Origin of the sequence: Micromonospora sp. WMMA1947 (assembly GCF_027497355.1) — a bacterium.
Taxonomy (GTDB): Bacteria; Actinomycetota; Actinomycetes; order Mycobacteriales; family Micromonosporaceae; genus Micromonospora.
This window is the reverse complement of the sequence record NZ_CP114909.1, coordinates 1,940,281-1,964,921: the sequence shown is the minus strand read 5'-3', so window position 1 is coordinate 1,964,921 and position 24,641 is coordinate 1,940,281. Positions and strand designations below refer to the sequence as shown.

28 protein-coding genes are annotated in these 24,641 nt (G+C 73.7%); 15 read left to right on the top strand and 13 right to left on the bottom strand.

Features of this window, described 5'->3' with window-relative positions; genetic code table 11:
* Positions 1 to 12: 12 nt before the first annotated feature.
* Together O7604_RS09505 and O7604_RS09500 are read right to left on the bottom strand one after the other, a co-directional pair.
* On the bottom strand, positions 13 to 759 hold the full coding sequence (locus O7604_RS09505; protein WP_281579444.1) for an LPXTG cell wall anchor domain-containing protein: 747 nt from the start codon (positions 757 to 759) through the stop codon (positions 13 to 15).
* Between the two features lie 79 nt (positions 760 to 838).
* Positions 839 to 1,375, bottom strand: coding sequence for an ATP-binding protein (locus O7604_RS09500; protein ID WP_281579443.1), 537 nt, complete (start codon positions 1,373 to 1,375; stop codon positions 839 to 841).
* Between the two features lie 51 nt (positions 1,376 to 1,426).
* Between O7604_RS09500 and O7604_RS09495 the strand changes: the two genes are divergently transcribed.
* The 4 genes from O7604_RS09495 to O7604_RS09480 are packed head-to-tail and all read left to right on the top strand — an operon-like array spanning position 1,427 to position 3,399.
* Positions 1,427 to 1,732: a metalloregulator ArsR/SmtB family transcription factor gene (locus O7604_RS09495; protein ID WP_281579442.1), complete on the top strand. Its 306-nt coding sequence runs from the start codon at positions 1,427 to 1,429 to the stop codon at positions 1,730 to 1,732.
* On the top strand, positions 1,729 to 2,115 hold the full coding sequence (locus O7604_RS09490) for a VOC family protein (RefSeq protein WP_281579441.1): 387 nt from the start codon (positions 1,729 to 1,731) through the stop codon (positions 2,113 to 2,115). The genes O7604_RS09495 and O7604_RS09490 overlap by 4 nt, the downstream gene beginning before the upstream one ends.
* Positions 2,116 to 2,124: 9 nt before the next feature.
* Positions 2,125 to 2,673: a hypothetical protein gene (locus tag O7604_RS09485; RefSeq protein ID WP_281579440.1), complete on the top strand. Its 549-nt coding sequence runs from the start codon at positions 2,125 to 2,127 to the stop codon at positions 2,671 to 2,673.
* A gap of 42 nt (positions 2,674 to 2,715) precedes the next feature.
* Positions 2,716 to 3,399 (top strand): PH domain-containing protein, encoded by a 684-nt coding sequence (locus O7604_RS09480; protein ID WP_281579439.1) that lies wholly within the window; start codon positions 2,716 to 2,718, stop codon positions 3,397 to 3,399.
* A 5-nt stretch (positions 3,400 to 3,404) separates the two neighbouring features.
* On the opposite strand, the gene O7604_RS09475 is transcribed toward O7604_RS09480, so the two are convergent.
* Entirely contained in the window at positions 3,405 to 3,995 is a 591-nt protein-coding gene (locus O7604_RS09475) for a dienelactone hydrolase family protein (protein ID WP_281579438.1), read from the bottom strand.
* Between the two features lie 65 nt (positions 3,996 to 4,060).
* Here O7604_RS09475 and O7604_RS09470 point away from each other — a divergent pair, with 65 nt between their 5' ends.
* Both O7604_RS09470 and O7604_RS09465 read left to right on the top strand, forming a co-directional pair.
* Positions 4,061 to 4,651 (top strand): helix-turn-helix domain-containing protein, encoded by a 591-nt coding sequence (locus tag O7604_RS09470; RefSeq protein ID WP_281579437.1) that lies wholly within the window; start codon positions 4,061 to 4,063, stop codon positions 4,649 to 4,651.
* 87 nt (positions 4,652 to 4,738) lie between these two features.
* Positions 4,739 to 5,686, top strand: a complete 948-nt coding sequence (locus tag O7604_RS09465) for an L-threonylcarbamoyladenylate synthase (protein ID WP_281579939.1) — start codon at positions 4,739 to 4,741, stop codon at positions 5,684 to 5,686.
* A 29-nt stretch (positions 5,687 to 5,715) separates the two neighbouring features.
* On the opposite strand, the gene O7604_RS09460 is transcribed toward O7604_RS09465, so the two are convergent.
* Together O7604_RS09460 and O7604_RS09455 are read right to left on the bottom strand one after the other, a co-directional pair.
* Positions 5,716 to 6,504, bottom strand: a complete 789-nt coding sequence (locus O7604_RS09460; RefSeq protein ID WP_281579436.1) for an MBL fold metallo-hydrolase — start codon at positions 6,502 to 6,504, stop codon at positions 5,716 to 5,718.
* A complete protein-coding gene (locus tag O7604_RS09455) occupies positions 6,494 to 11,005 on the bottom strand; it encodes a cation-translocating P-type ATPase (protein ID WP_281579435.1) in 4,512 nt (1,503 codons plus the stop codon). The genes O7604_RS09460 and O7604_RS09455 overlap by 11 nt, the downstream gene beginning before the upstream one ends.
* Positions 11,006 to 11,164: 159 nt before the next feature.
* Here O7604_RS09455 and O7604_RS09450 point away from each other — a divergent pair, with 159 nt between their 5' ends.
* From O7604_RS09450 to O7604_RS09435, 4 genes are all read left to right on the top strand, one after another.
* Complete coding sequence (locus tag O7604_RS09450; RefSeq protein WP_281579434.1) at positions 11,165 to 12,541, top strand: MFS transporter; 1,377 nt, start codon at positions 11,165 to 11,167, stop codon at positions 12,539 to 12,541.
* 312 nt (positions 12,542 to 12,853) lie between these two features.
* Complete coding sequence (locus O7604_RS09445) at positions 12,854 to 13,633, top strand: NAD(P)H-binding protein (protein ID WP_281579433.1); 780 nt, start codon at positions 12,854 to 12,856, stop codon at positions 13,631 to 13,633.
* A 36-nt stretch (positions 13,634 to 13,669) separates the two neighbouring features.
* Entirely contained in the window at positions 13,670 to 13,867 is a 198-nt protein-coding gene (locus O7604_RS09440) for a hypothetical protein (protein WP_269703290.1), read from the top strand.
* A gap of 59 nt (positions 13,868 to 13,926) precedes the next feature.
* On the top strand, positions 13,927 to 14,475 hold the full coding sequence (locus tag O7604_RS09435) for a YbaK/EbsC family protein (protein WP_281579938.1): 549 nt from the start codon (positions 13,927 to 13,929) through the stop codon (positions 14,473 to 14,475).
* 36 nt (positions 14,476 to 14,511) lie between these two features.
* Here O7604_RS09435 and O7604_RS09430 read toward each other — a convergent pair whose 3' ends face one another.
* From O7604_RS09430 to O7604_RS09415, 4 genes are all read right to left on the bottom strand, one after another.
* The gene (locus O7604_RS09430) at positions 14,512 to 15,144 is read right to left on the bottom strand and encodes a DsbA family oxidoreductase (protein WP_128137990.1); all 633 of its coding nucleotides are present in this window, start codon (positions 15,142 to 15,144) and stop codon (positions 14,512 to 14,514) included.
* Between the two features lie 20 nt (positions 15,145 to 15,164).
* On the bottom strand, positions 15,165 to 15,590 hold the full coding sequence (locus O7604_RS09425; protein ID WP_013283255.1) for a SufE family protein: 426 nt from the start codon (positions 15,588 to 15,590) through the stop codon (positions 15,165 to 15,167).
* 80 nt (positions 15,591 to 15,670) lie between these two features.
* Entirely contained in the window at positions 15,671 to 16,090 is a 420-nt protein-coding gene (locus O7604_RS09420) for a CBS domain-containing protein (RefSeq protein ID WP_269703286.1), read from the bottom strand.
* A gap of 54 nt (positions 16,091 to 16,144) precedes the next feature.
* The gene (locus O7604_RS09415) at positions 16,145 to 17,914 is read right to left on the bottom strand and encodes a proline--tRNA ligase (protein ID WP_281579432.1); all 1,770 of its coding nucleotides are present in this window, start codon (positions 17,912 to 17,914) and stop codon (positions 16,145 to 16,147) included.
* Positions 17,915 to 18,088: 174 nt separating this feature from the next.
* Here O7604_RS09415 and O7604_RS09410 point away from each other — a divergent pair, with 174 nt between their 5' ends.
* Together O7604_RS09410 and O7604_RS09405 are read left to right on the top strand one after the other, a co-directional pair.
* Positions 18,089 to 18,466, top strand: coding sequence for a VOC family protein (locus O7604_RS09410; RefSeq protein ID WP_281579431.1), 378 nt, complete (start codon positions 18,089 to 18,091; stop codon positions 18,464 to 18,466).
* Positions 18,463 to 19,236, top strand: coding sequence for a methyltransferase domain-containing protein (locus O7604_RS09405; RefSeq protein ID WP_281579430.1), 774 nt, complete (start codon positions 18,463 to 18,465; stop codon positions 19,234 to 19,236). Before O7604_RS09410 ends, O7604_RS09405 begins: the two co-directional genes overlap by 4 nt.
* Here O7604_RS09405 and O7604_RS09400 read toward each other — a convergent pair.
* Together O7604_RS09400 and O7604_RS09395 are read right to left on the bottom strand one after the other, a co-directional pair.
* A complete protein-coding gene (locus O7604_RS09400; protein ID WP_269703279.1) occupies positions 19,211 to 19,405 on the bottom strand; it encodes a DUF397 domain-containing protein in 195 nt (64 codons plus the stop codon). The two genes, O7604_RS09405 and O7604_RS09400, sit on opposite strands and share 26 nt — an antisense overlap.
* Positions 19,396 to 20,199, bottom strand: coding sequence for a helix-turn-helix transcriptional regulator (locus O7604_RS09395; protein ID WP_269703277.1), 804 nt, complete (start codon positions 20,197 to 20,199; stop codon positions 19,396 to 19,398). Before O7604_RS09395 ends, O7604_RS09400 begins: the two co-directional genes overlap by 10 nt.
* An 86-nt stretch (positions 20,200 to 20,285) precedes the next feature.
* Here O7604_RS09395 and O7604_RS09390 point away from each other — a divergent pair, with 86 nt between their 5' ends.
* The 3 genes from O7604_RS09390 to O7604_RS09380 are packed head-to-tail and all read left to right on the top strand — an operon-like array spanning position 20,286 to position 21,696.
* The gene (locus tag O7604_RS09390) at positions 20,286 to 20,630 is read left to right on the top strand and encodes a hypothetical protein (RefSeq protein ID WP_281579429.1); all 345 of its coding nucleotides are present in this window, start codon (positions 20,286 to 20,288) and stop codon (positions 20,628 to 20,630) included.
* On the top strand, positions 20,627 to 21,184 hold the full coding sequence (locus tag O7604_RS09385; protein WP_281579428.1) for a putative immunity protein: 558 nt from the start codon (positions 20,627 to 20,629) through the stop codon (positions 21,182 to 21,184). Before O7604_RS09390 ends, O7604_RS09385 begins: the two co-directional genes overlap by 4 nt.
* Positions 21,181 to 21,696 carry a putative immunity protein gene (locus O7604_RS09380; RefSeq protein ID WP_281579427.1) on the top strand — a complete coding sequence of 172 codons (516 nt, stop codon included), beginning with the start codon at positions 21,181 to 21,183 and terminating at the stop codon, positions 21,694 to 21,696. Before O7604_RS09385 ends, O7604_RS09380 begins: the two co-directional genes overlap by 4 nt.
* 12 nt (positions 21,697 to 21,708) lie before the next feature.
* On the opposite strand, the gene O7604_RS09375 is transcribed toward O7604_RS09380, so the two are convergent.
* Positions 21,709 to 23,112, bottom strand: coding sequence for a PQQ-binding-like beta-propeller repeat protein (locus O7604_RS09375; protein WP_281579426.1), 1,404 nt, complete (start codon positions 23,110 to 23,112; stop codon positions 21,709 to 21,711).
* A 19-nt stretch (positions 23,113 to 23,131) separates the two neighbouring features.
* The gene (locus O7604_RS09370) at positions 23,132 to 24,616 is read right to left on the bottom strand and encodes a hypothetical protein (protein WP_281579425.1); all 1,485 of its coding nucleotides are present in this window, start codon (positions 24,614 to 24,616) and stop codon (positions 23,132 to 23,134) included.
* Positions 24,617 to 24,641: the final 25 nt, after the last annotated feature.

The following is a 24,641-nucleotide window of genomic DNA, read 5'->3' as shown; positions in this document are numbered from 1 at the left end:
CGCCACAGGGAACTATGCGACGAAGCGGGAACGACGCCGGCGTCCGATGACGTAGCTGGCGCCGCCGATGAGCAGGAGCGCCCCGCCGATGCTGGCCACGGTCGCGGTGTCAGCGCCGGTCACGGGCAGCCCGCCGCCCTCGCCACCACCGTCGCCGCCGGGCGCGCCCACGCCGGCGGAGGGGGTGACGGGCGGTACGACTGTCGACGTGGCGCTGGGCGTCGCGGTCGGCGTGGTCGTGGGCTGAGACGGTGTCGGAGTCGCCGTCGGCTGGGACGCGCAGTCGAGCGCACGAGCCTCGTACAGGCCGATGTTCAGGTAGGCGAGGTAGGCCTCGACGGACGGGCTGTCGAGCACCTTCTGCGCGGCGGCCCGCACGTTGGGGCCGGCGCCCGTCATCGTCTGGCCGATCCTGACGCGCAGAGCCGTCGCCCAGCGATCCTGCACGTTCTTGAGGTAGGCGCGAAGGTCGTCCGAGGTGCCTTTCAGTCGCTCCTCGACTTCGCCCGGCAGAACGGGCAACGATTCGGCCTGCGCCTCGTCCAGCAGCCGGTACGCGAGCAGCCGCAGTTCGGCAACGGTGGCGGTGTCCAGATCGATGGTGACAAGTTCGCGGAAGTCCTTGTACACCTTGCGTTCGACCGTCTGGCAGGACTCGTTGAGCCCGAGCGCTGCGGTTTGCGCCGCCGCGGCCGCCGGCGCCGCCGGAATCAAAAAGGCCAGCGCCACCAGGGCACCGGCCGGGATCTTCCATTGCATGTGGACTTTCCTCCCCGTGTAGATCAAAACATGCAGATGTTACCGGCGTCGGTCCGAAAAGCAAGGGGCATTGATTGCGCTAACGACGCAGTCGATCAACCACCTCTTTTATCGATGCCACCCGGTTTGCCAGTGGGTCCGCCGGCACGTCGACGAGGTCGAATCCGGCCTCGCGATAGGTCAGCGCGTGAATCCGTTCGAAGACGAGTGACTCCTCGAAGCTGATCCGACGCGCGGCTGTCGACTCGACGAAGCCTTGATTCCGTACGAAGAAGACGGTTCGCTCGGTCGTCATGCGCTCGATCTCGTCGACCAGCGCGGGTGGCGGCGTCAGCCCCAGATGGCGGCACAACGCGAGCGTGCAGACGGGCGAGCGGTCGTGGAACACCACGTCGCCGCCGAACATCTCGGCTCGGCGCCGACGTCTCCGCTGGAGATCCAGCACCTGCTCGGCGAAGTCCGGCTCCCGCCACGGCTCGGGCCGCCCGAGCGCTTGCTGAAGGGCGATCACGTCGGTCGCGGCCTCCTCCACGACGGGGTGACCGTCGATCTCCAACCGGCGCAGGATCGCTGTCTTACCGGAGCCGGGAGCGCCGGTGAGGATGTATCCGGGCATGACGTCCTCCGATGCGGGCAACGCTCTTGATAGGCAAGCAGGTACTTGCCTATGGTGGGTGACGTGGGCGATCTGTACCAGGCGCTGGCCGATTCCACGCGCCGCCTGATCCTCGACGAGTTGACCGAGCGCGACGGTCAGACCCTGTTCGAGATCTGCGGCCGGCTGGCCACGAAGCACCAGGTCGGCTCGTCCCGGCAGGCGATCTCGCAGCACCTCGACGTCCTGGAGGCCGCCGGCCTCGTCGTCACGCGGCGGCAGGGTCGCTACAAGTTCCACCACCTCGACACCCGGCCGCTGCGGTCCATCGCCGAGCGATGGCTCAGGCCCGACGCACCCACCCAGGAGAACCCATGAGAATCAACCTCACCAGCGTGTACGTCGACGACCAGACCAAGGCGTTGCGCTTCTACACCGAGGTGCTGGGCTTCGTGAAGAAGACCGACGTGCCGACCGGGGAGTACCGCTGGCTGACTGTGGTCTCGCCCGACGCCCCGGACGGCGTGGAGCTGCTGCTGGAGCCCGACGCGCATCCGGCCGCCAAGGCGTTCAAGGAGGCGCTCGCGGGCGACGGGATCCCGCTGACGCAGTTCGCGGTGGACGACGTGGCCGCCGAGCACGACCGGCTGCGGAGCCTCGGCGTGCTGTTCACCCAGGAGCCGGTCGACATGGGCCCGGTGACCACCGCGGTGTTCGACGACACCTGCGGCAACCTGATCCAGATCGCACAGTACCGGTAGCGGGTCGCAGTGGAGGGACCGTGGCGCAGCCCGGCGCTGTCCGCCGCGGTGGAGCGCCTGGAGGACGAGATCCGGGACGCCTGGGCGCGGCTGCGCGGTGAGCTGGACGTGGCACCGGATTCGCCAGAGGAGCGAGAGCTTGCCTGGCTCGTCGTCGACGACCCCGGGGGGTACGACTGGCGGACCGTGGACGGCGCGGTGGACCGGCTGACCTGCCCGGATTGCGGGGCGCGGCTGACCGCCGGACCGGCGACGTGTGAGACGTGCGAATTCCGCCACCGCATGCGGTTCGGCGCCCGCGAGCGCGACCGCCCGCACGTGCCGCCCGGCAACGAGCACGCGCTGCGCGTCGCCACGGCGGTGACTCGCAGCCGCCACCGCTACTCACCCCGGGCGCGGGTCGGCTACGAGCTGGTCCTGCCGGACCTGCTGGCCGGTGCCCTGCCGACGACTCCCCAGGCCCAGGCCGCCAAGGCACTCGTCAACACGTTGACCGACGACGAGTGCGACCGGGTCGCGAGCCTCGCCGAGGTCGCAGAGTTGGCGCGAGGGCGTTAACTCCACGCGGAACCGCTGGACACGATCGGTCACTCTGACGGCATGACGGTGTGGCGGCGCCCGTACGCGTTGGACCTGACCACCGCCGGCTTCATGGTCGTGGCGGGGCTGGCGGTCGGCTTCTTCGTGCTCATCGTGTTCGGGTTCCGCAGCGGCAGACTCCTGGAAGGGGAGGCGGTGGTCCTCGGAGTGTGGAACGCCGGGGTCCTCGCCGTCGCGGTCCGCCGCGCGATGCTCGGCGTCTGGGTGAGCCCCGTCGGCGTACGCGCGCGCTCGCTGCTCCGCACGACCACAGTGCCGTGGGCGTCGGTCGTGGAGATCCACAGCGGTACGGCTTCGATAGCGGGTCTGGACATGGGACGCGACGCGATCGTCATCGAGCGGATCGACGGCGAGCCGGTGCAGACGCCGATCCAGTCCGGCGCCATCGTCCGGCCGTTCCGCCTGGAGCTGACCCGGCTGGTTACCTGGCCGGAGCACTACGACGAGATCCTCGCGAACCTGCGGGAGTGCCACCGGAATGCCCGGCCCGCGGAGCAGCGCGGTCCGGCGAGCCCGGATCCGGTCCGCGCCGGCCGTCCGGACCCGCCGGAGCAGGTCCGGCGGCCCGCTCCGAGCGCCGCCCAGCGGCGCGACATCCACGCGCTCACCAGACAGTACGAGCGTGGGGTGCTGACCGACGCCGAGTACGCGGCCGAGTTGGCGCGGCTGCGCGGTGACGGGTAGGCGCGTCAGCCGAGCCGGTCGAGCAGTTCGTGGCTGCGGCTCACCACCAGCGCTGTCGCCTCCGGGTCGTACGAGGGCAGCGAGCTGTCGGTGAACAGGTGCCGGTCGCCGGGGTAGACGTACAGCTCGCCGCGCTCGGGACCGACGATGGACACCAGCTCGCGGGCGGCGTCCACGTCGCCTTCCAGCCCGAAGAACGGGTCCTGCTCCATGCCGTGCACCTGCACCGCCACCCCGTCGGGCCAGGGGCCGATCGCCCATTCGCCGGTCACCGGCAGGCAGGCCTCGTAGAGCAGGGCAGCCCGGGCGCCGGCCCGGGTCTGGGCGAGCCGCTGGGCGATGGCGGCGCCCCAGGAGACGCCCGCGTAGACGAGATCGGCGGGCATCCCGGCGACGTACGCGTCGGCGCGCTGGTCGAGGACGTCGCCGCCGATCTGCTTGGTGAGCGCGGCGCCGTCGGAGATGGTGCGGGGCCGTTCGCCGTCGAATAAGTCGGGGACGTGCACGGTGTGCCCGCCGGACCGGAGGGAGTCGGCGAGGGCGCGGACGCCGTCCGTGAGCCCTTGAATGTGGTGGAAGAGCACGATCTCGGCCATCACTACACTCCTGAGTTGTCAGACCAGAGTTATCGAACGAACCAGAATCTTAGAACGGTCGAGAAATGTCGGTCAATGAGCGAGTCCCGGACTACGACCTCGACGATCTGCTCGTGGTCACCGCTCCGGAGCAGCTGCGTGCGCTCGCCGACCCCCTGCGGAGCACGCTGCTCGAACTGCTCCTGGAGCGCGCCGCCACGGTGAACGAGATGGCCCGCGCCGTCGACCGGCCCAAGAGCAGCGTGGCGTACCACGTGAACCAACTGGTGGACGCCGGTCTGCTGCGCGTGGTGCGGACCCGGCGGGTACGCGCCATCGAGGAGCGCTTCTACGGGCGGGTGGCCCGCACCTACTACGTCGGCGCGCTCACCCGCGCGGAGGACAAGCAGGTGGTGTCCCGGATCAACGGGCTCGCCGAGGCAGCCGCCGAATCGGCAGCCGCACACGCCGCCGACGAGCTGCGGTGCACGCTCGTGCACGCGCGCATCCCGATCGAGGACGTGCGCGAGTTCTGGGCCGAGGTGCAGGCGCTGGCCCGGCGGTTCGCGCAGATCCCCCGAGCCGGGGACCAGGTGTACGGCTTCGCCGCCGGCCTCTACCCGACCGACGCGCCCACGCTCCCCGACACGGACCCGGCCACCGACCCGCGCGATTGACGGCCACCCCGGGACGGCAGGGTCGTGCCGGGGCGGCGCCCCGGGCAGGCTAGCGTCGGACGCGTGAGCACCGGATCCCCGCGCGTCCTGCCGGCCGAGAGCGGCATCGACGAGGCAGCCGCCGTCCTGCGCGCCGGCGGGCTGGTCGCCTTCCCCACCGAGACGGTCTACGGGCTCGGCGCGAACGCGCTGGACGCCCGGGCCGCCGCGCGGATCTTCGAGGCGAAGGCCCGGCCCAGCTTCGACCCGCTGATCAGCCACCTCGCCGACGCCGCCGACCTGGCCGCGCTCGTGGGCGAGGTGCCCGCGGCGGTGGCCGAACTGGCGAAGCGGTTCTGGCCCGGCCCGCTCACCCTGATCGTGGACCGGCCGGAGATCATCCCGCCGATCGTCACCTCCGGCCTGGACACCATGGCGGTACGCGTACCGGACGAGCCGTCGGCGCGGGCGCTGATCGCCGCCGCCGGCGTGCCGGTGGCGGCGCCGAGCGCCAACCGTTTCGGTCAGCTCAGCCCCACCCGCGCCGAGCACGTGGTGGCCGGACTGGGCGGCGCGGTGGACGTCGTGCTCGACGGTGGGCCCACCCGGTGCGGCATCGAGTCGACGATCGTGGACGCCCGCGGCGACCGGCCGGTGGTGCTGCGGCTGGGCGCGCTGCCGATCGAGGCGCTCGTCGAGGCGGTCGGGCCGGTCGAGGTGCGCCAGGACAGCTCCGGTCAGCCGGTCGCGCCCGGGACGCTGGCCGCGCACTACGCCCCGCGTACCCCGTTGCGGTTGGGCGCGGCGACCGAGCCCGGCGAAGGCCGGCGGGGCTTCCTGGCCTTCCGGGAACCACCGGCGGACGGCGACTGGGCGGCGGTGGAGGTGCTTTCGCCCGACGGCGACGTGACGGCGGCGGCGGCGCGCCTGTTCGATGCGCTGCACCGGCTCGACGCGGCCGGGGTTACCGAGATCGTCGCCGAGCCGGTACCGGAGACCGGCGTGGGCCGGGCGATAAACGACCGGCTGCGCCGCGCCGCCGCCACCTGGCACTGAGCAGCGGTCAGCCGCCCGCGACCCGCCGGTCAGGGCGTCAGCGGGACCGTCTCGCCGCGCAGGACGGTACGGACCTGGCCGGCGAAGCCGCGCCGCCTCGCCTCCTCGACGAAGTGCCGCAGCGGGGACCGGAACACCGGATAGTCGTCGTAGTGGATCGGCACGGTCAGCCGCGGCCGGATCAGCTCGACCACGTCGGCGCCCTGGCGGGCGTCCATGGTGAGCAGGAGGCCGGCGATGCGGGTGCCGCCGAGGTGGATCAGCATGGCGTCGATGTCCGGGAAGCGGGCGGGGATCTCGGCGAGCTGCGGGCGCCGCAGCGTGTCCCCGGTGACATAGAGACGGAAGCGCCGCTCGCCGCCCTGTTCCAGGTCGATCAGGCTGCCCATCACGTCGGGGAGCGCACGGTCGAGCAGGCCCGGCCCGTGTTGGCCGGGCAGCGCGGTCAGGCGCAGCGTCTCGTCGCCCCGGTGCAGCTCGTACGCCCGCCAGGTGGGCAGCCCCTCCGCCGCGCCGAAGCCCCAGCGGCGCAGCTTCCGTTCCGCCTGCGGCGTGGTGAGGATCGGCAGCGCCTTGTCCAGGCCACGCCGGGCGACCCGGTCGAAGTGGTCGCCGTGCAGGTGGGACAGGACCACCGCGTCCAGCGCGGGCAGTTCGGGGATGGTCAGCGCCGGGTCGGTGCTGCGCTTCGACCACAGGCCCCGGCCCAGGTACGCGCGCTGCCCCCGGTGCAGGAAGTTCGGATCGGTGAGCAGCGTGAAGCCGCCGATTCGCAGCACAGTGGTGGCCGTACCGACGAACGTGACCTCAGGCGTCATGCCCTTCGCCGTACCCCTGATCGGGACGCCCATGCGAGCCGGGCTGCGGCAGACGGTCCACAAGCTTGGTCAGCGCGCCGTTGGCGAACGTCGCGCCGAGCGCCGAGCCGGTGGCGATGGTCCAGCCCACCGGGCCGAGCGGGGTGCAGCCGAAGAACTGGCTGACCCCGGGCGTCTGCACCACCGCCACGAGCACGCCCACCGACGCGGCGGTGGCGACGAGCACGCTGGGGCTGGTGCCGCCGGCCAGCACTGTCTGCCCGAGCTGCGTGCCTATCAGCGAGGCCAGCGCGACGGTGCCGGCCCGCCGCTGGGTGCCGGTCCACCTGGCGATCGTCCAGCCGGCGGTCGCGCCCAGCGTGGTCGCCGCCGCGCGCAGCCCGATCTCCCGGGTCATGGTGACGCCGAGTGAGGAGTCCGGCCCCTCCCGCAGCAGATGGTCGGCGCTGTCGTCGGCCGGCGGGCGGACCGCGATGGCGAGCGCGGGCGCCAGGTCGGTGAGCAGGTTGACCAGCAGCAGTTGCCGGCCGGTGAGGGCGGACCGGCCGGTCGCGGCGGCGGTCAGCACGCTGAACGCGATCTCGCCGAGGTTGCCGCCGACCAGGATGCTCAGCGCGTGCCGGACGGACGACCACATGGCCCGCCCCTCGACCAGCGTGGCGATGATCGTCTCCAGCCGGTCGTCGGTGACCACCAGGTCGGCGGCGGCGCGGGCGGCGGGGGTGCCGCGCTGACCGAGCGCGATGCCGACGTCGGCCAGCCGGATCGCCGGGGCGTCGTTCGCGCCGTCACCGGTCATCGCGACGGTGCGGTCCTGGCGCTGCAACGCCTGGATGATCCGTACCTTGTGGGCGGGCGTGCAGCGCGCCACCACGTCGGTGGCCATCAGGCGCTCGGCGAGCGCGGCGTCGTCCAGCCGGTCCAGGTCGCTGGCGGTGACCACGCGCTGCCCGCCGTCGTCCGGGCTGATCGTGGCGGCGATCGCCTCGGCCGTGGCCGGGTGGTCGCCGGTGATCATGACGGTGTGCACGCCCGCGGCCCGGATCCGGGCCACCGCCGGCCGGGCGCTGTCCCGCACCCCGTCGGCGAGCGTCAGGAAACCCACGAAGACCAGCCCGTCGACCTGCTCGTCGCTGACCTGCTCGGTGGAGACCGGGCACTCGGCCACGGCGAGGATGCGGTGCCCGGCGCCGGCCCGCCCGGCCAGCATGGCCTGCACCTCCTCGCGTCCGGCCGCGTCGAGCGGCCGGTCGCCTTCGGCGGTGCGCCGGGACGCGCAGCGCGGCAGCACCGACTCGGGGGCGCCCTTCACGCTCAGCAGCAGCCCGCCGGCGGTGCGGCCGACAGCGGCGCTGTAGCCCCGGGACGGCTCGAACGGCAGCCCGGCCGTGGCGGTCCAGTCCGTCGCGCCGGTCCGCTCGTCCACCCCGGCGGCGTCCGCGCCGTGGCGTACCGCCCGGTCGGTCTGCTGCGGCAACTCGTCCGGGTCGGCGGCGGACGGGGTGGCCCGCACTGCGGCGCCCAGCGTCGACCGGAGCGGCTCGTCCAGTTCGTCCAGCACGGCGTACCGGCCGTCACCGGTACCCACCCCGGCCAGCAGCAGCTTGCCCTCGGTGAGCGTGCCGGTCTTGTCGAAGCAGAGCACGTCGACCCGGCCCAGCGCCTCGATGGTCCGGGGGTTGCGGACCAGGGCGCCGTGCTCGGCCAGCCGCCGCGCCGCCGCCAGCTGCGCGGCACTGACCAGGAACGGCAACCCCTCCGGCACCGACGCCACGGCCAGGTTCGCGGCGGTCGCCGCCGTTTCGGCAAGGGGTACGCCCCGAAGCAGCCCCGCCCCGGCGACCGCGATCGCCGAGGCGGCCGCCAGGGGTACGGCACTGCTGGTCAGCTTGCCGAGCCGGGCCTCCACGCCACTGGCGGGCGGGGCCTGCCGGGCCATGGCGAGGCTCCGCCCGGCCTCGGTCTCCGCACCGGTCGCCACCACCACCGCGGTGCCGAGTCCGGCGGCGACAGTGGTGCCCTCGAACAGCATCGAGTGTCGTTCGGCGATGGCCGCCGCCACCACCGGTTCCGGGCCCTTCGCCACCGGCAGCGACTCGCCGGTCAGGGACGACTCGTCGGCCTCCAGCCCGTCGCTCGTCAGCACCCGGCAGTCGGCCGGTACGGCGTCCCCGGAACTGACGGTGATCACGTCGCCGCGTACCAGCTCCTCGGCGGGGACCACCCGCTCGGTGCCGTCGCGCAGCACCCGGGCGGTGACCGCCGAGCGGGACAGCAGCTCGGCCAGGGACCGTTCGGTGTTGCGCTGGTGCACGGCGCCGACCAGGGCGGACCCGCCCACCACGCCACCCACCAGCGCGGCGTCGACCAGCGAGCCGAACGCGGCGGAGAGCACCGCACCGGCGGCCAGCACCGGGGTGAGCGGATTGGACAGCTCCTCCACGAACGCGCGGAGCAGCCCGGCCGGACCGTGCTCGTCCCCGACCTCGACGCGCCGGCGCCGGGCCGCCTCGTCCTCGGCCAGCCCGGACGGGTCGGTGGCGAGCTGGTCCAGGACGGTCTGCACCGGCATGAGATGCCACGCGGTGAGCGAGGGCATCGGTGCGCCGGTCCGGTCCGGCAGCCGGTGCGCCCGGAACACGCCGTGCGCGAACGCGAGCGCCGCCGCGCCGTTCACCGCCGCCAGGGTCGGGCGGGGCAGCCGTCGCCGGTCGGCGGTGAACGCGGCGAGCGCGCCGAGCCCGCTGCCGGCCATGGAGATCCGGACGTTCTGCGCGGTCATCCGGCGGGCCACCCCGGCGGCGTCGATGAGCAGTGCGGGTACCCGCAGGTCGTCACCGACCAGCAGGTGCGCGCCCCACGGCGGCAGGTCGTCCGGGCCGTACACGCCGAGGCCGCAGTCCGACGCGGCGAGCGCCGACCGCTCACCGGAGACCACCATCACCGTCGCGCCCTCGCGTTGCAGGTCGTGCACCGCGTCGGCGAGGTCGGGGCCGCCGGGTACGAGCAGGTCGGCGAAGTCGTACCGGCCGTCGTCCGCGCCGCCGACCACGAGCCGCAGGCCCGCCTGCCGGGCGGCCGACGCGAGCGCGTCCACGCCGGGCGCGGGCTCCGGCTCGACCCGCAGGACGGCGGCCAGCCGGCCGTTCGCGGCCAGCCCGAGCAGCCGTCCACCGTCGGCGCGCAGCCGGGCGCTGTCCGGCGTGTCCCCGGGATCGTCGGCGCCGAGCCGGTCGAGCGGGCCGATCCGCCAGCCGTCGGCGGCGCGTACCGCGTCTGGCTCGGCCGGGTCGAACAACGCGAACGCCCGGGCGGCGACCTGCCCGGTGTCGGCGTCGGCCAGCGGCGCGAGGTCGGCCAGGACGCCCCGGTCCGACCCGAGCACCGCCGCGTCGAGCACCACCGTGTCGATCCGGTCCAGCTCACGCAGCACGCTGCGGTCCATCGCGATCACGCCGCGCCGGGCGAGCATCCGGCCGAGCTGGGCGCCGTACCCCTCGCGGCCGGAGCCGGGCGCCTTCGGCAGCGAGGACAGCGCCAGCGCGGCGGCCCGCTTCGGCCCCAGCACCGGCAGCGCCGCCGCCCCGGCGACCGCGCCGGCCGGAAGTACCCGCTTGGCGTACCGCTCGGGCTGACCGTCCGGCACCGGGCAGGGCCGTTCGCCGTCCGGCACCCGGGCCACCGCCCGCTCCGGGTCACCGGTCAGGTGCGGCTCGGCCCGCCGCCACGCGGCCAGTTGCGCGGCACCCTCGCCCCACTGCACCACGCGCTGCGCGCCGTCCAGCACGATGCCGGCCCAGCCGCCGGTGAGACCCTGCACCACCGCCTCGGCCAGCGGGAACAGCACCTCGGCGCGCGGGTCCGCGCGGATGCCCAGACCAGCCAGCGCGTGCAGCTTCGGGTGCAGGTCGACCGCGCCGAGCAGCCCGGCGACCTCGGCCGGAATGGGGGTGAGCGGCAGCACCCGGGTAGCCGCGGAGATGCTCAGCCCGAGCACGTCGGACAGCAGCGCACCGAACGTCCGCGCGGTACGCGGTCCGTCCTCGGGCGGCTGCGGCGGCTCGATCTCCGGGTCCGGCTCGTACGGGCAGGTCCGCTCGACGCGCGCCACAGTGGCGATCAGGTCGCGCAGCTTCGGCGCCGGTTCACCGGTCGCCACCACCACCCGGCCCGACGGCGCGTTCACCCGCGCCCAGGTCACCCCCGGCGTCGACTCCAGCGCCGCCTCGACCTGACGGGCCAGCCGGTCGCCGCCGTCCTGGCAGACGCCGTGCACCTCGATGTGGTGGCGGCCGTCCTGCGACCACACCCGGCGGCTGGTCAGCCCGGTGAGGCGGGCCAGCCGGGCCGCGGCCGTACCGACGCTGCCCGCCACCTCGCTGACCCGGGCCGGCACGGCATCAGTGGGCAGGGCCGAGCCGACGGTACGCGCGACACGCGCGGCGGCTTCCGGTACGACCGTCGGTGACAGCAGGAGGCCGGCGAACCGTCCCAGCGCCATCTCGCCTCCCGGTCTCGTCCCGGCGGCCCGACTTCCCGGCGCGGCGTCCGTTATGCCACCCCGACGGCGGAAGTTTCCGGGCGTGCGCCGCTGCTTCCGCCGGACGAGACACGCGCCACAGTTGACCTCAACCAGGGGTGAGGTCCCAGGCTGAACGCCATGACCAGTACCACCGCCGTACCGGCTGACCCACCCGTCGACCTCTGGTCGCCGCGCCTGCGGGCGATGACTGTGGGCAGTGTCGCCCTGGTGTCCCTGCTCGCGTTCGAGGCGCTGGCGGTGGGCACCGCCATGCCGACCGTGGCGCGCAGCCTCGACGGACTCGGCCTGTACGCGCTGGCGTTCGGCGGCCCGTTCGCCTCCGGCGTGGTGGCGATGGTCGCCTCCGGCATCTGGTGCGACGCGCGCGGACCACGCCAGGCCATGTGGCACGGGGTCGTCTGGTTCGTCGCCGGGCTGGTGGTGGCCGGCGCCGCGACAACCATGGAGGTGCTGGTCGTCGGGCGGGTGGTGCAGGGCTTCGGCTCCGGACTGGTTTCCGTGGCGCTGTACGTGGTCGTCGGTCAGGCGTACCCGGAGCAGTTGCGGCGGCGGATCTTCGCCGCGTTCGCCGCGGCCTGGGTGGCGCCGTCGCTCGTCGGCCCGGCGCTGGCCGGGCTGATCGTGGAACACCTGGGCTGGCGATGGGTGTTCCTTGCGGTGCCGGCGGTGGCGATCCCGGCGGCGCTGCTGGTCCAGCCGGGACTGCGCGCGCTGACCGCCACCGTGGCGACCCGGCCGCCGGCCGGCGCCCTGGCCCGGATCGGCTGGGCCTGCGGGGCGGGGGCGAGCGCCGCACTGCTGCACTACGGGGGGCAGCAGCGCGGCGTTCTCGCCGCCGGCCTGATCACCGCGGCACTGGCCGGGCTGCTCGTCTGCGTACCGCACCTGCTGCCTGCCGGTTTCCTGCGCGCGGCACGGGGACTGCCGACGGTGATCGGGCTGCGCGCGCTGGCGTCGGCGGCGTTCGTGGCCGCCGAGGTGGTGATCCCGCTGATGCTGTCCCGGGAGCGCGGTTTCTCGCCCACCGGCGCCGGCCTGGTGCTGACCGTCGGCGCGCTGTCCTGGTCGGTGGGCTCGTGGATCCAGGGCCGCATCGGCTCGCCCCGCTCGGCGGCGACGCTGCCCCGGGCCGGGCTGGCCTGCATCACGATCGGTACGGCGGGCGTGGCGTCGGCGCTGGTGCCCGGCCTGCCGGTGCTGCCGGCCGTGCTGAGCTGGTCGGTGGCCGGGCTGGGCATGGGGCTGCTCTATCCGTCGCTGTCGGTGCTCACCCTGGAGCAGTCCGCCCCGGCCGAGCAGGGCCGCAACAGCTCCGCGCTGCAGTTGGGCGACTCGCTCGCCGCCGCCACCGTGCTGGCGCTCACCGGTGCGGTCCTGGCCGCCGGTGCGTCCCCCGGCCCGGCCGGCTACGCGACCACGCTGGCCGTGGCAGCCGCCTGCGGCCTGCTCGGCCTGGTCGTGGCCGGCCGCGTGGTCCCCCGCCCCACCCCCTGACCCTCACCCCGCCCACCCTCGGCCCACTCGCCCGCCCGGCGCCCGCCCGTGCCTCTGCCGTTGATCAAGGAGTTTGTGTCCGACGAGGGGCCGTCATCCGACACAAACTCCTTGGTCAACTTGGTGGGGGCGGGTGGGTGGAGCGGAAGGCCGGTGTGCAGGCTGGGTGGAGCGATCCGGGTCGTGAGGGCCGTCGGGTGGCGCAGGATCGGGTGGGTGGCGTCGAGCGGGTAGCTGTCACGATCCGGGTCGGCGTCCCGTCCCACCCTGGAGCCGCGGTGTGGCGGCTGCGCGTGTGCGGGAGGAGTGGCGATGCGGGTACTGGTGACCGGGGCGACCGGACGGCTCGGGCGGGTGGCGGTGCCGCGGCTGCGGGACGAGGGCTTCACGCTGCGGGCGGTCAGCCGCCGGCCGCGTACCGGAGACGGGGTCGAATGGGTGAGCGCCGATCTGGCCACCGGCGCCGGGCTGGCGGAAGCGGTCGCCGGGGTGGACGCGGTGCTGCACCTGGCCTCGTCGCCCAACCGGCGCACCCACGACGTCGACGTGCTCGGCACCCGCCGCCTGGCGGTGGCCGCGGGTCACGCCGGGGTGCGTCACCTGGTGTTCGTCTCGATCGTCGGCGTCGACCGGGTGCCGCTGGCCTACTACCGGCACAAGCTCGCGGCCGAGCAGGTGGTGGCCGCCGGGCCGGTGCCGTGGAGCGTGCTGCGGGCGACCCAGTTCCCGGAATTCCTGGAAGGGCTGCTGAGCGGCGCGAGCCGGCTCGGCCCGGTGATCGGGGACCGGGCCGTGCTCGCCCAGCCGGTCGACCCGGTCGACGTCGCGGACCGGCTCGCGGTGCTGCTGCTGGCTGGGCCGTCGCACCGGGTGGAGGACTTCGGCGGACCGGAGGTGCTGCGCTACGACGACGCGGCCCGCGCCTGGCTGGCGGCCCGGCGGGTCCGCCGTCCGCTGCTGCCGGTCCGGATCCCCGGCCGGCTCGGGCGGGAACTGCGTGCGGGTGGGCTCACCACGACCGCCACGCCGACCGGCAGCCGGACCTGGGCCGACTACCTGGCGGACACGTACGGGGGAACCGGCGGAAGATGAGAACCGGTCGGGTCCGCACCGGCCTACGGTGACCGCATGCTGGTCTTCGTCGCCACAGTGCTCCTCTACGTCTTCGGTTTCGTCTTCCTCTACGGCGTGATCCGGGTCGGCGTCCGGCACGGCATCGAGGACGCCGAGGCGAACCGTCCCGAGGTGCTGCGCCGCCGGCAGCTCACCACCACCGAGAACCGGGACTTCGCCCAGGAGAACGCGTTCCTCACCAATCCCAACTGAAGGGTGGGGGCGGGGTCCGGCCGGTCGATCCGCCGGGTGGGTGCGAGGATCGCGGCATGATGGGGACGCTGAAGACGGAGCCGGCCCGCACGCGGCTCGACCTGCTGGCCCCGCCGGTCGCCGCGGCGCTGCAGGAGTGGCCGGCCGAGGCTCCGGTGGACGTGGACGAGGTGCTGGTCGCCCCGATCGACGCCGACCTGGCCGACACCGCTGCCTTCTGTGAGGCGTACGAGGTGGGGCTGGAGGAGTCGGCCAACTGCGTGGTGGTCGCCGGCAAGCGTGGCGGCGAGACCCGGTACGCGGCCTGTGTCGTGCTCGCCACCACCCGCGCCGACGTGAACGGCGTGGTCCGCAAGCTGCTCGACGTGCGTAAGGCGAGCTTCGCGCCGATGGCCGAGGCGGTCGAGCGCAGCGGCATGGAGTACGGCGGCATCACGCCGATCGGCCTGCCGGCGGACTGGCCGATCGGCGTCGACTCCCGGGTGATCGCCACACCGCACGTGATCATCGGATCGGGCGTACGGCACAGCAAGATCGCCCTGCCCGGGCCGGCGCTCGGCGCACTGCCCGGGGCGAGGGTGGTGGAGGACCTGGCCAAGCCGGCCTAGGTCCTCATCCGCATCGATCTTGTTCCACGTGAAACATCAGGCTGCCGCTTCGCGCTGCGCCACCTCGCGCAGCGCGGCCAGCAGCGTCTCCGGCTCCTGCGCACCGGTGACCGCGTACTTCCCGGCCAGCACGAACGTCGGCACGCTGGAGACGCCGAGCTGGTGCGCGGTGCTCAGGTCGGCGGCGACCTCCCGGCGACCCAGGTTCGACTCCAGGTACTGCCGCGCCTCGGTCTCGTCCAGCCCGGCCTCGCCGGCCAGCGTGACCAGCGCGTCGATCGAGCCGACGTCGACGCCGTCGTGGAAGTGCGCCCGGTAGAGCCGCTCGACCATCTCGGCGGAGCGCCCGTGCTCAGTGGCGAAACGCACCAGCCGGTGCGCGTCGAACGTGTTCGCGGCCACCGCCCGGTCGAACCGCAGGTCGAGACCCGCGCCCGCGGCGACGCCGGTGACGTGCGCGGCCATGCCCTCGGCCTTGTCCCGGCCGCCGAACTTGTCGCCGAGCGCCTCCAGCAGCGGCTTCGGCTCGGTGACCGGCGTCGGGTCCAGCTGGAACGGCCGGAACCGGACAGTCACCTCGCCGTCGTACGACTCCAGAGCCTGTTCCAGTCGGCGCTTGCCGATCCAGCACCAGGGGCAGACCACGTCGGCGTAGATCTCGATGTCCATGACCAGCGACAACCCGCGGGTCAGGAGATCTGTTCCCGGACCTGGCGCTTGAGCCGGGCCAGGATGGCGGTGCCGCCGCGTACCCGCAGCGGGCTGATCGCCTGCGCCAGGCCCATCCGCTGGTACAGGTCGTCCGGTACGGCGAGCACCTCCTCGGCGCTCGCCCCGGCCAGCCCTTCGGCGAGGATGCCGGCGAACGCCCGGGTGGTGGGCGCCTCCGGCGGGCAGTCGAAGACAGTGCTCACCGTCTTGTCGGCGTTCACCTCGGCGCGCAGGAAGAACGCGGTCTGGCACTCGGGGACCTGCTCCAGCTCCTCCCGGTTCACACCCTCGGGCAGGGGCGGGATCACGTCCGCGAACTCCAGCAGCATCTCCAGGACGACGTCGCGGGGCGCGGCGGCGAACTCGTCGACGATCTCGGCCAGCTTGGTCGGCATCTCGGGCATGGGTCGAGGCTATCCGCCGTGGCGCGTCGTCACCCGGCGGTGCCGGGCGGGGCCCCGCCGCAGGCGTGCGGGGCCCGCACTCACACGTTCGGCGCGGCCTCGCTGATGTCGCTGAGCGCCGACTGGGGGTCGAGCTGCATGGCGAGGTCGCCGAGGGAGACGATGCCGACGAGCTTGCGGTCGCTGTCGCACACCAGCACCCGGCGGATGTTGCGCTCGCGCATCAGCGCCGCCGCCTCGCTCGCCGTGCAGTGCTGCTCGATCATCACCACCTCGCGGGTGATGATCGAGCCGATCGTGGTGGTGCCGGGGTCGGCCCGCTCGGCCACCGCCCGCACCACGATGTCGCGGTCGGTCAGCATGCCGGCCAGCGTGGCGCCGTCGGTCACCACCACGTCGCCGATGTCCGACTCCTTCATCACCCGGGCCGCCTCGTCCAGCGGGGTCTCCGCGGAGAGGTAGATCACCTGCCTGGTCATCACGTCACTGACGCGGTACATGAGAGCCTCCGAACGCCTCGGTCGATCCGTTTGCGGTACCCGGTGGCGCGTTCGCTACACCCCGTCGCGGCGCGTCGCGCCCACATCGGCGCGCAGGCGCTCCACGATGGCCTCCACCGGTAGCTCGGTGCGCTCGCCGGTGGCCCGGTCGCGCAGTTCCACGTACCCGTCAGCCAGGCGACGGCCGACCACGACGGCGCGCGGGATGCCGATCAGCTCGGCGTCGGTGAACTTCACCCCGGCGGACACGTTCGTGCGGTCGTCGACCAGCACGCGCAGGCCGGCGGCGGCGAGGCGCCCGCCGAGGTCGAGCGCCGCGTCGAGTTGCGGCCCCTTCCCGGCGGCGACCAGGTGTACGTCGCACGGCGCCACAGCGGCCGGCCAGACCAGCCCTCGGTCGTCGTGGTGCTGCTCGGCCACGGCGGCGACCGCCCGGGAAACGCCGATGCCGTAGCAGCCCATGGTGGGCCGGACCGGCTTGCCCTCGGGGCCGAGCACGTCGACCGCGAACGCGTCGGTGTAGCGGCGTCCGAGCTGGAAGATGTGCCCGACCTCGATGCCCCGCCGGATGGTCAGCTCGCCGTCGGCGCAGGCCGGGCAGGGGTCGCCGGGCCGCACCTCGGCGGCCTCGATCGTGCCGTCGGGTACGAAGTCCCGCCCGCACACCACGTCGGTGGCGTGCCGGCCCGGCTCGTTCGCGCCGGTCAGCCACGCCGTGCCGGGCACCACGCGGGGGTCGACCAGGTAGCGGATGCCGTGCTTGGCGAGGATCTGCGGCCCGATGTAGCCGCGGATCAGCTCGGGGTGCGCGTCCCAGTCCTCGAAGACCGCCACTGTGGCCGGGGCGAGCACCGCCTCGACCCGCTTGAGGTCCACCTCGCGGTCGCCGGGCAGGCCGATCACCAACGGCTCGGCCCGCTCGGCGCCGGGGCGGCGGACGGTGAGGACCACGTTCTTCAACGTGTCGGCGGCGGTCCAGCCGGTGCGCCCGCCCAGTTTCCGGGCCTCGGCCAGCTCGACCAGGGCGGCGATGGTCGGCGTCTCCGGGGTGTCGTGCACCTCGGTGGGCGGGTGCGCGTCCGGGTCGCCGGCGTCCGGGGCGCGGGTCACGACCGCCTCGGTGTTCGCCGCGTAGTCGCAGGCGGTGCAGCCGACGAACGTGTCCTCGCCGACCGGCGTGGCGGCCAGGAACTCCTCCGACGCGGACCCACCCATCGCGCCGGACATCGCGTGGACGGTGGCGAATTCCAGCGCGAGGCGGGTGAAGACGCGTTCGTAGGCGGCGCGGTGCCTGTCGTACGCCGCCTGGAGCCCGGCCTCGTCCAGGTCGAACGAGTAGGCGTCCTTCATCAGGAACTCGCGCCCGCGCAGCAGACCGGCCCGGGGGCGGGCCTCGTCGCGGAACTTGGTCTGGATCTGGAACAGCGTCACCGGGAAATCCCGGTACGACGTGAACAGGTCTTTCACCAGCAGCGCGGCCAACTCCTCGTGGGTCGGCGCGAGCAGGTGGTCGGCACCCTTGCGGTCGGCGAGCGTGAAGATGTCGTCCCCGTACTCGGTCCACCGCCCGCTGGTCCGGTACGGCTCGGCCGGGAGCAGCGCCGGGAAGTGCACCTCCTGGTCGCCGATCGCGGTCATCTCGTCCCGCACGATCGCGGTGATCCGGTCCAGTACGAGCTTGCCCAGCGGCAGCCACGTGTAGCCGCCCGGCGCGGCCCGGCGGACGTATCCGGCGCGCAGCAGCAGCCGGTGGCTCGGCACCTCCGCGTCGGCCGGGTCCTCGCGCAGGGTCCGAAGCAGCAGGGTCGACATGCGCAGCAGCATTGCCGCAGCTTATGGCGCGAGCGGACGGCCGTGCGACCCCTTTCGGTGTCGGGTGGGGACCGATCGCCGCCAGTTCGGCGAGGTGGCGGTATCGATACCAGCCGGATGCCGCCACCCCGCCGAGCCGGCGCGGACGGGCCGGTAAATGTCGCGGGGGTCCGGTAGGAATGCGGCATGGCTGAGCGACCGCTGATGAAGCTGACGACCACGGTGCTGGACGCGCCGTCCGCAGAGGACCTGGCCGCGTTCTACGAGCGGCTGCTCGGCTGGACCCGACGCGAGGAGGAGCCCGAGTGGGTCGTCCTCGCCCCGCCGGAGGGCGGCCACTGGCTGGCGTTCCAGGACGAGTCGGCCTACGTGCGGCCCGTGTGGCCGGCCGGTCCCGGTGACCAGCAGATGTCGGTCCACCTGGACATCAAGGTCGACGACCTGGAGGCGGCCGTGGCGTACGCGGTGTCGGTCGGTGCGACGCTGCCCGACTTCCAGCCGCAGGACGACGTCCGGGTGCTCCTCGACCCGGCCGGTCACCCGTTCTGCTTCTACCTCTCATGACGGGCGACGTCATCGCGTCGGCGCTCGCCACCAGCCAGTACGCGACGACGACCGGCAACCTGACCGCGCGCATGGCACTGCACTCGTACGGCACCAACCCCCAGGGCTGGTTCGGCTGGCTGGGCGAGCGGCTTCCACTGGCCGGGGACGTCCTGGAGGTCGGCGCCGGCACCGGCGAGCTGTGGCACCGGGTGAGTCATAGCGGCCGGCTCACAGTCACCGACTTCTCGCCCGCCATGTGCGCGCGGCTGCGCGAGGTGCCCGGCGCTCGGGTGCTGCGGTGCGACGCCACGTACCTGCCGTTCCGCGCCGGCACGGTCGACGCGGTGATAGCCAACAGCATGCTCTACCACCTGGACGACCCGGACGCCGCGCTGCGCGAGTTCGCCCGGGTGCTGCGCCCCGGCGGCCGGCTGGCTGTCGCCGTGAACGGCCGCGACCACATGGCCGAGCTGAACACGCTCGGCCCGGTGATCGGGTGCCCCGACCTGGCCGTCCGGTTCCACCACCGGAACGACGTCACCGCCGAGGCGACACCGGCCCGGGTCGCCGCCCACTTCGACGACGTGACCGTCGAGCGCTACCCGGACGAGCTGGTGGTGCCCGCCGCGGAGCCGATCCTGGCGTACGTCGCCAGCATGATCGGGCCGCTCACAGTGGCGGAGGAGTTGGCCGCGCGCGCGGCGATCGAGGCCCGCATCGACGCCGACGGCGCCTTCCGGGTACGCAAGCACACCGTGCTGATCAGCGCGACGCGCGGCTCCCGCTGACCCGGACGAAGGTGCGCCAGGCATCGGGCGTGAAGGTGAGCACCGGCCCGGCCGGGTCCTTGCTGTCCCGCACCCCGACCACCCCGGCCAGATTGTCCGCCACCTCGACACAGTCGCCCTGGGTGCCGCTGCGTGTGGACTTCCGCCAGATCGCTCCGGTCAGCTCCACGAGGTCATCACGTCCTTCATCAGCTCGACCGACTGTCGGCGCGGTAGTGCCTCGCTGCGGACACTCTCCCATCTGGACAGCAGGATAGCCACGTCCTCGTCCTTGTCGACCACGACGCCGCCGAGTTGGTTCTCCAGGTGACCGACCCAGCCGCCGTCTGTTCCCCGGGCCAGTGCGAACGGTCCGACCAGGCCGACGTGCATGGTGACCGAGGCCGGCACGATGTGGATGTCGACGTGCGGGCGCTCGGCGCACTCGACGAGGTGCGCGATCTGCTCGGCCATGAGTCCGCGACAGCCCTCGTCGGCGCGGCGCAGGATGGCCTCCTCGATGACGGCGATGTACTTCGGGCGACCCGGGTCGGACAGGATGGACTGTCGGTCGAGCCGTACTCCAAGCCGCCGCTCCACCTCGTCGTCGCTGATCAGATCATCGGTGCGGATCATCGCGCGGGCGTAGTTCTCGGTCTGGAGCAGTCCGGGCACCAGGGTCGGTTGGTAGGTGCGCAACTGCTGGGCCTGGCGTTCGGCTTCCAGCCACGGGCGGAACCAGCTCGGCTGGCCGTCGCGCTCCGCGAGCTTGAGCAGCGACATCAACAGCCCGCCGGTGCCGAGCACCTCGTCGGCCCGGGCGAGGAAGAACCGGTCGAGCGGCCGGTGGCCCAGCTCCACCGCCGACACCTGGGAGCCGGAGAAGTGCACGAGCCTCCCGAACTCCTCCTGGCTCAGCTCGGCCCGCACTCGCAGCCGCCGCAGTTGCGCGCGGATCAGCTCGGCGGTCGGCTCGTTCTCCACACGTCCTCCCCAGTCCGCCGCCGGTCCCCCGGCCGGTTCCCGGACCGGCCGCGACGGCTTCCGAGCGTAGTGGTGTGGTCAGCAGAATGTCACGCATGAACCTTCCCGTACCGCGGCTCGGGCCGTACCCCGATCGGCCCCGCCCCTACCCGCCGGACCACCCGGCCCACCTGCCGATCCGGCCGCTCTGGCTGTGCCGCGCCTGTGGCGGACCGTGGCCCTGTGCCCAGGCGCGCCTGCTGCTCAAGGTCGAGTACGCGGACCACCCCGTCGACCTGGCTGTCTACCTGTCCGGGCTCTACCACGAGGCCACGCACGACCTGTTCCGCCTCAATCCGCACGACGGGCCGACCCCGCGCGAGCTGTTCGAGCGGTTCGTCGGCTGGGGCCCGTACCGGCGGGGCATCACCGATACGATGCCCGCGACATGACTGCGCCCGGGGACTTCGACCTGACGACGGACGAGTTGCGCGAGGTGGCGCGGTACGCGGTCCGGCACGCGGAGGACGTCCTCCCGGTCTACGAGCGGGCGGTTCCCGGCGATCCGCGTCCCCGCGCGGCTGTCGACGCGGCGTGGACGTTCGCGCGTGGGGCCGCCCGGACGAAACTCCAGCGGGTCGCGTCGCTCGACGCGCACCGGGCCGCCCGGGCCGCGCCCACCGAGCCCGCGCGCCTGGCCGCCCGGGCCGCCGGTGACGCCGCCGCAGCCGCGTACCTGCACCCGATCGCGAAGGCCACCCAGGTCGGGCACATCCTGCGGGCCGCCGCCAACGCCGCGCGCGTCGCCGAACTGGAGGCCGGCGGTGACGAGACCGTCGGGCAGGCGACGCTGGACCGGTACCGGCGACTCGCCACGCCAGTGCTGGTCGACGTGCTGCGCCGCTATCCGCCGCTGACCGGCGGCGGCAGCCGGGTCGCCCGGCTGATGAGCACACTGGACCACGACCTGCGCCGGGGCGCCGCCGGACCGGAGGCCACCTCGTGATCCTGCCGAAGGTCCGCGATCCCCGGTTCGTCACGATCCGCCGGGGCGGCACGCTCACCGACGAGCACCACCACCTGCTGGCGCTCTGGGCCGCCACCTGCGCCGAGCACGTCCTCGGCCTGTTCGAGGCGGTCCGGCCGGACGACAACCGCCCGCGTGAGGCGATCGCGCACGCCCGTGCCTGGGTGCGGGGCGAGGTCCGCATGATGGAGGCGCGTGCGGCGGGCGGGCACGCCATGGGCGCGGCCCGTGACCTGCGCGGGGCAGCGCGCAACGCCGCGTACGCCGCCGGTCAGGCCGCCGTCGTGGCCCACGTGGCCGCCCACGAACTCGGCGCCGCCGCGTACGCGATCAAGGCGGTACGCGCGGCGGCGCCCGCCGGCCTCGGCGAGGCGGCCGGGCGGGCCGAGTGCCGGTGGCAGCGCGACCAGCTCCCGGCCGAGATCCGCGAGCTGGTCCTGGACGACCAGCGGCTGCGCAACGACATCTGCTGGTCGGTCTTCGACTGCTGACGCCGCCGCTGCTCAGCGCAGCACGGTGATCGCCGCGTCCGCGGTGACCTGCTTCCACGGCACCAGCACCACGGTGCCGTCGCGCTCCAGCACCTTCGCGTCGCTGCCCTCGGTGCCGGCCGACAGCGGCGCCTCGGCCACCACCGTCACCGCGCCGGTGGCCGGGTCGATCCGGACCAGCCGCGGGGCGAGGTCCCGCCGGTCGCCCACCTCCCACGCCAGCAGGCCCTGCCCGTCGAGGCGGACGAGTTCCACCTCGCTGTCGGTGTGCCCGGCCGACACCCAGCGCCGCTTCCCGGTGGCCAGGTCGATCGCCACCACCTGGTTGGCCTGGCGCATCTTGTCGCCCACCGGAGAAGCCTCGGTGGGCAGGTACAGCGTGTCCGCGTCGGCCAGGTACGGCCTGATCCCCGGGCCGCTCACCGTGTTGGAGCGGTTGACCGGCAGGTCGCTGAACCGCGTACCGTCGACGGGGTTGCCGAACGTGGCCCGCGCCTTGCCGGTGGCGTCGCGCGCGACGAACGTCTCGGTGTTGAGGCCGGGCAAGCTGACCAGCGGGTCGACGCTCAGCACCCCGTCGCTCTGCTGCGTGGCCGGCAGTTGCTGCTGCCAGCGCGGCTTGCCGGTGGCCGGGTCCAGGCCGAGCAGCGCACCCCGGTCGCCGTCGCACAGCGCGGTGACCACCGCCTGGTCCCCGGCGGCCTGCGCGTCGGTCAGGCGGCAGTCGCGGCCGGGCAGCAGCCGGTCGGCGTCGGTCTGCCACAGCCGCTTGCCGTCGGCCAGCGCGTAGCCGAGGACGCTCTCGCCGCTGCGCACGACCACCTGCCCGGCGGCCACGGACAGGTCCGGGGCGACGATCTCGGACCGGCCCGTCCGGCGTTCGACAGGGAACGTCGCCCGCCACGTCTGCGTGCCGCCGGCCGCGTCGAAACCGACGAGCGTGTCGCAGGAGTCGGCGGAACCGAGCGCCACCACGCCCCGCCCTTCGGCGAGCGTCTGCGCGGCCGCGCACAGCGAGGACGCCTGCGGCGCGGGCACGCCCCACACCTGGCCGCCGTCGCCGAGCCGGTAGGCGATGATGCCGTCCGGCTGGGCCCGGACCACCGCGTCACCGACCAGCCAGGCGCCGAACATGTCCTGCCCGTCGTACGTCTTCAGCCCGTTGCGCTGGAGTTCCGGGAAGTCGAGCACCCACGCGGTGCGCAGCTTCCGCCCGTCGTCGTCACCGCCGCCGACCAGCCGGGACACGCCGTAGGCGGTACCGGCCGCGACCGCGAGCACCGCCACCAGGCCACCGGCCACCAGCAACGCGACGCGCCCGCGCCGCTTCGGCGCCGTCGGCGGCGCACCGGCCGGACCCGGCCGGACCACCGGCGGGTACGCGGGCGGCGGGTACTGCTGGTGCTGATAGGTCATCGGTCGTCTCCCGTTCCCGTCAGCCCGCCTGCGCGCGGACGTAGTCGGCCCAGCCGGCCTGGAAGTCGTCGAGCGACACGCCGAGCACGTCCCGGGCGGCACGGTCGGTCGGGGTGCCGGCGTAGACCGCCTCGACGAAGCGGAACAGTTTCGGCTCACCGTGCTTGTCGGCGAGGTGGGTCATGGCGGTGTGCCCGAGCCAGTAGTGGAAGGTCAGCATTCCGGGGTTGTCCCAGTCGCTGTTGCCGGGCAGCTTGCCGTTCCAGCCGTTGCGGACCAACTGCAGGGACGGCGCGGTGCGCGCGCTGGCGGTCAGCGGACGGCCGCTGAAGGCGATGTACTCGGCGAAGCCTTCGACCACCCACTCGTCGAGCTTGCTGAACTCGTCCACGGCGGTCAGGTCGGTGCGGAGCGTCATCAGCGAGTGCGCCATCTCGTGCCGCAACACCATGCGGGCGTCGTTGTCGCCACCGGAGCGGGTGAAGTAGCGATCGGTGGTGTCCACCACGATGCGGGTCCCGCCGATCGTGGCCTTGCCGTTCTTGCGCTCGGCCGCGACCATGCCCACCGAGTAGCCCGCCTCGGTGGCCTTCTCGGTGCCGATCCGGTAGAGCGAGGTCATCTCGTCCTTGCCCGCGGCGAACGTGACGACGAACTTGTCAGTCATCGGCTCGGGCGGCGCGTTGGCCCGCCACACGGCGAGGCTGTCCGTCACCGACCTGTCGACGGCGAGGGCGTACCGCACCGCCAGGTCGGCCCGGGCCGCGTCGGTGATGATCAGGGCGTACGCGGTCCGCTCGACATGAATGTCCCGCCACTTGTCCCACGGCCCGGGGTAGTAGACGGTCTTCGAGTCGCCGTTGCCACCGGCCGACGCTCCGGTGACCGCCACGACCCGGATCGGCGCGTCCTTGCCGGCGCGGACGATCGTCCACCGGTACCACTCGGCGACCGGTGCCAGGTCGAAGCCGTCCAGCTGGTGCACGAACGAGACGTCGAGCTGGAACGTGACGCCCTGCCCGAAGGCGTCGCTCACCCGGCCCTGCTTCTCGAGCATCTCGTAGCGGGCCACCGACAGCGGCAACTTCATGAGGTTGCGGAAGAGCTGGGTCTGCCCGGCGATCAGATCCTTGCGGTCCGGGTCGAACGCGGCCAGGTAGCCGTCCAGGTCCTTCGCCGCGAGCGCCTTGCTGTGCCGGTCGAGCAGGGCGGCCAGCTCGGCGTCCGTGACGGTGACACCGTTCGCTCCGGCTGCCGCCTTCGGCGCCGGGCCGTCCTCGTCGTCACCGCGCAGGCCCAGCCCGACGCCGACCGCAGTGCCGGCGCAGAGCGCCAGCGCGAGCGCGCCCGCCGCGAGGCCGATCCAGAGCCCACGGCGGGACTTCGGCGCCGGGGGCGGCGGCCCCCACGGCGTCGGCTGCCCGGGCGGCGGTGCCGCGCCGTACCGGGGATCGGCATTGCCGGGCGGTGGCCAGCCTGCTGCCGGTGGGTGCCCCTGCGTCATGTGGTTCCTCGCTCGTGCCGGGTGC

Excerpts from the sequence above, each read along its gene's own strand:
- O7604_RS09495 (WP_281579442.1), top strand. The coding sequence starts at position 1,427 with ATGGTGGGTGACGTGGGCGATCTGTACCAGGCGCTGGCCGATTCCACG.
- O7604_RS09455 (WP_281579435.1), bottom strand. The coding sequence starts at position 11,005 with ATGGCGCTGGGACGGTTCGCCGGCCTCCTGCTGTCACCGACGGTCGTA.
- O7604_RS09460 (WP_281579436.1), bottom strand. The coding sequence starts at position 6,504 with ATGACGCCTGAGGTCACGTTCGTCGGTACGGCCACCACTGTGCTGCGA.
- O7604_RS09500 (WP_281579443.1), bottom strand. The coding sequence starts at position 1,375 with ATGCCCGGATACATCCTCACCGGCGCTCCCGGCTCCGGTAAGACAGCG.
- O7604_RS09445 (WP_281579433.1), top strand. The coding sequence starts at position 12,854 with ATGCGGGTACTGGTGACCGGGGCGACCGGACGGCTCGGGCGGGTGGCG.
- O7604_RS09405 (WP_281579430.1), top strand. The coding sequence starts at position 18,463 with ATGACGGGCGACGTCATCGCGTCGGCGCTCGCCACCAGCCAGTACGCG.
- O7604_RS09370 (WP_281579425.1), bottom strand. The coding sequence starts at position 24,616 with ATGACGCAGGGGCACCCACCGGCAGCAGGCTGGCCACCGCCCGGCAAT.
- O7604_RS09390 (WP_281579429.1), top strand. The coding sequence starts at position 20,286 with ATGTCACGCATGAACCTTCCCGTACCGCGGCTCGGGCCGTACCCCGAT.
- O7604_RS09435 (WP_281579938.1), top strand. The coding sequence starts at position 13,927 with ATGGGGACGCTGAAGACGGAGCCGGCCCGCACGCGGCTCGACCTGCTG.
- O7604_RS09420 (WP_269703286.1), bottom strand. The coding sequence starts at position 16,090 with ATGTACCGCGTCAGTGACGTGATGACCAGGCAGGTGATCTACCTCTCC.
- O7604_RS09385 (WP_281579428.1), top strand. The coding sequence starts at position 20,627 with ATGACTGCGCCCGGGGACTTCGACCTGACGACGGACGAGTTGCGCGAG.
- O7604_RS09450 (WP_281579434.1), top strand. The coding sequence starts at position 11,165 with ATGACCAGTACCACCGCCGTACCGGCTGACCCACCCGTCGACCTCTGG.
- O7604_RS09375 (WP_281579426.1), bottom strand. The coding sequence starts at position 23,112 with ATGACCTATCAGCACCAGCAGTACCCGCCGCCCGCGTACCCGCCGGTG.
- O7604_RS09505 (WP_281579444.1), bottom strand. The coding sequence starts at position 759 with ATGCAATGGAAGATCCCGGCCGGTGCCCTGGTGGCGCTGGCCTTTTTG.
- O7604_RS09480 (WP_281579439.1), top strand. The coding sequence starts at position 2,716 with ATGACGGTGTGGCGGCGCCCGTACGCGTTGGACCTGACCACCGCCGGC.
- O7604_RS09490 (WP_281579441.1), top strand. The coding sequence starts at position 1,729 with ATGAGAATCAACCTCACCAGCGTGTACGTCGACGACCAGACCAAGGCG.
- O7604_RS09410 (WP_281579431.1), top strand. The coding sequence starts at position 18,089 with ATGGCTGAGCGACCGCTGATGAAGCTGACGACCACGGTGCTGGACGCG.
- O7604_RS09440 (WP_269703290.1), top strand. The coding sequence starts at position 13,670 with ATGCTGGTCTTCGTCGCCACAGTGCTCCTCTACGTCTTCGGTTTCGTC.
- O7604_RS09415 (WP_281579432.1), bottom strand. The coding sequence starts at position 17,914 with ATGCTGCTGCGCATGTCGACCCTGCTGCTTCGGACCCTGCGCGAGGAC.
- O7604_RS09430 (WP_128137990.1), bottom strand. The coding sequence starts at position 15,144 with ATGGACATCGAGATCTACGCCGACGTGGTCTGCCCCTGGTGCTGGATC.
- O7604_RS09475 (WP_281579438.1), bottom strand. The coding sequence starts at position 3,995 with ATGGCCGAGATCGTGCTCTTCCACCACATTCAAGGGCTCACGGACGGC.
- O7604_RS09425 (WP_013283255.1), bottom strand. The coding sequence starts at position 15,590 with ATGCCCGAGATGCCGACCAAGCTGGCCGAGATCGTCGACGAGTTCGCC.
- O7604_RS09470 (WP_281579437.1), top strand. The coding sequence starts at position 4,061 with ATGTCGGTCAATGAGCGAGTCCCGGACTACGACCTCGACGATCTGCTC.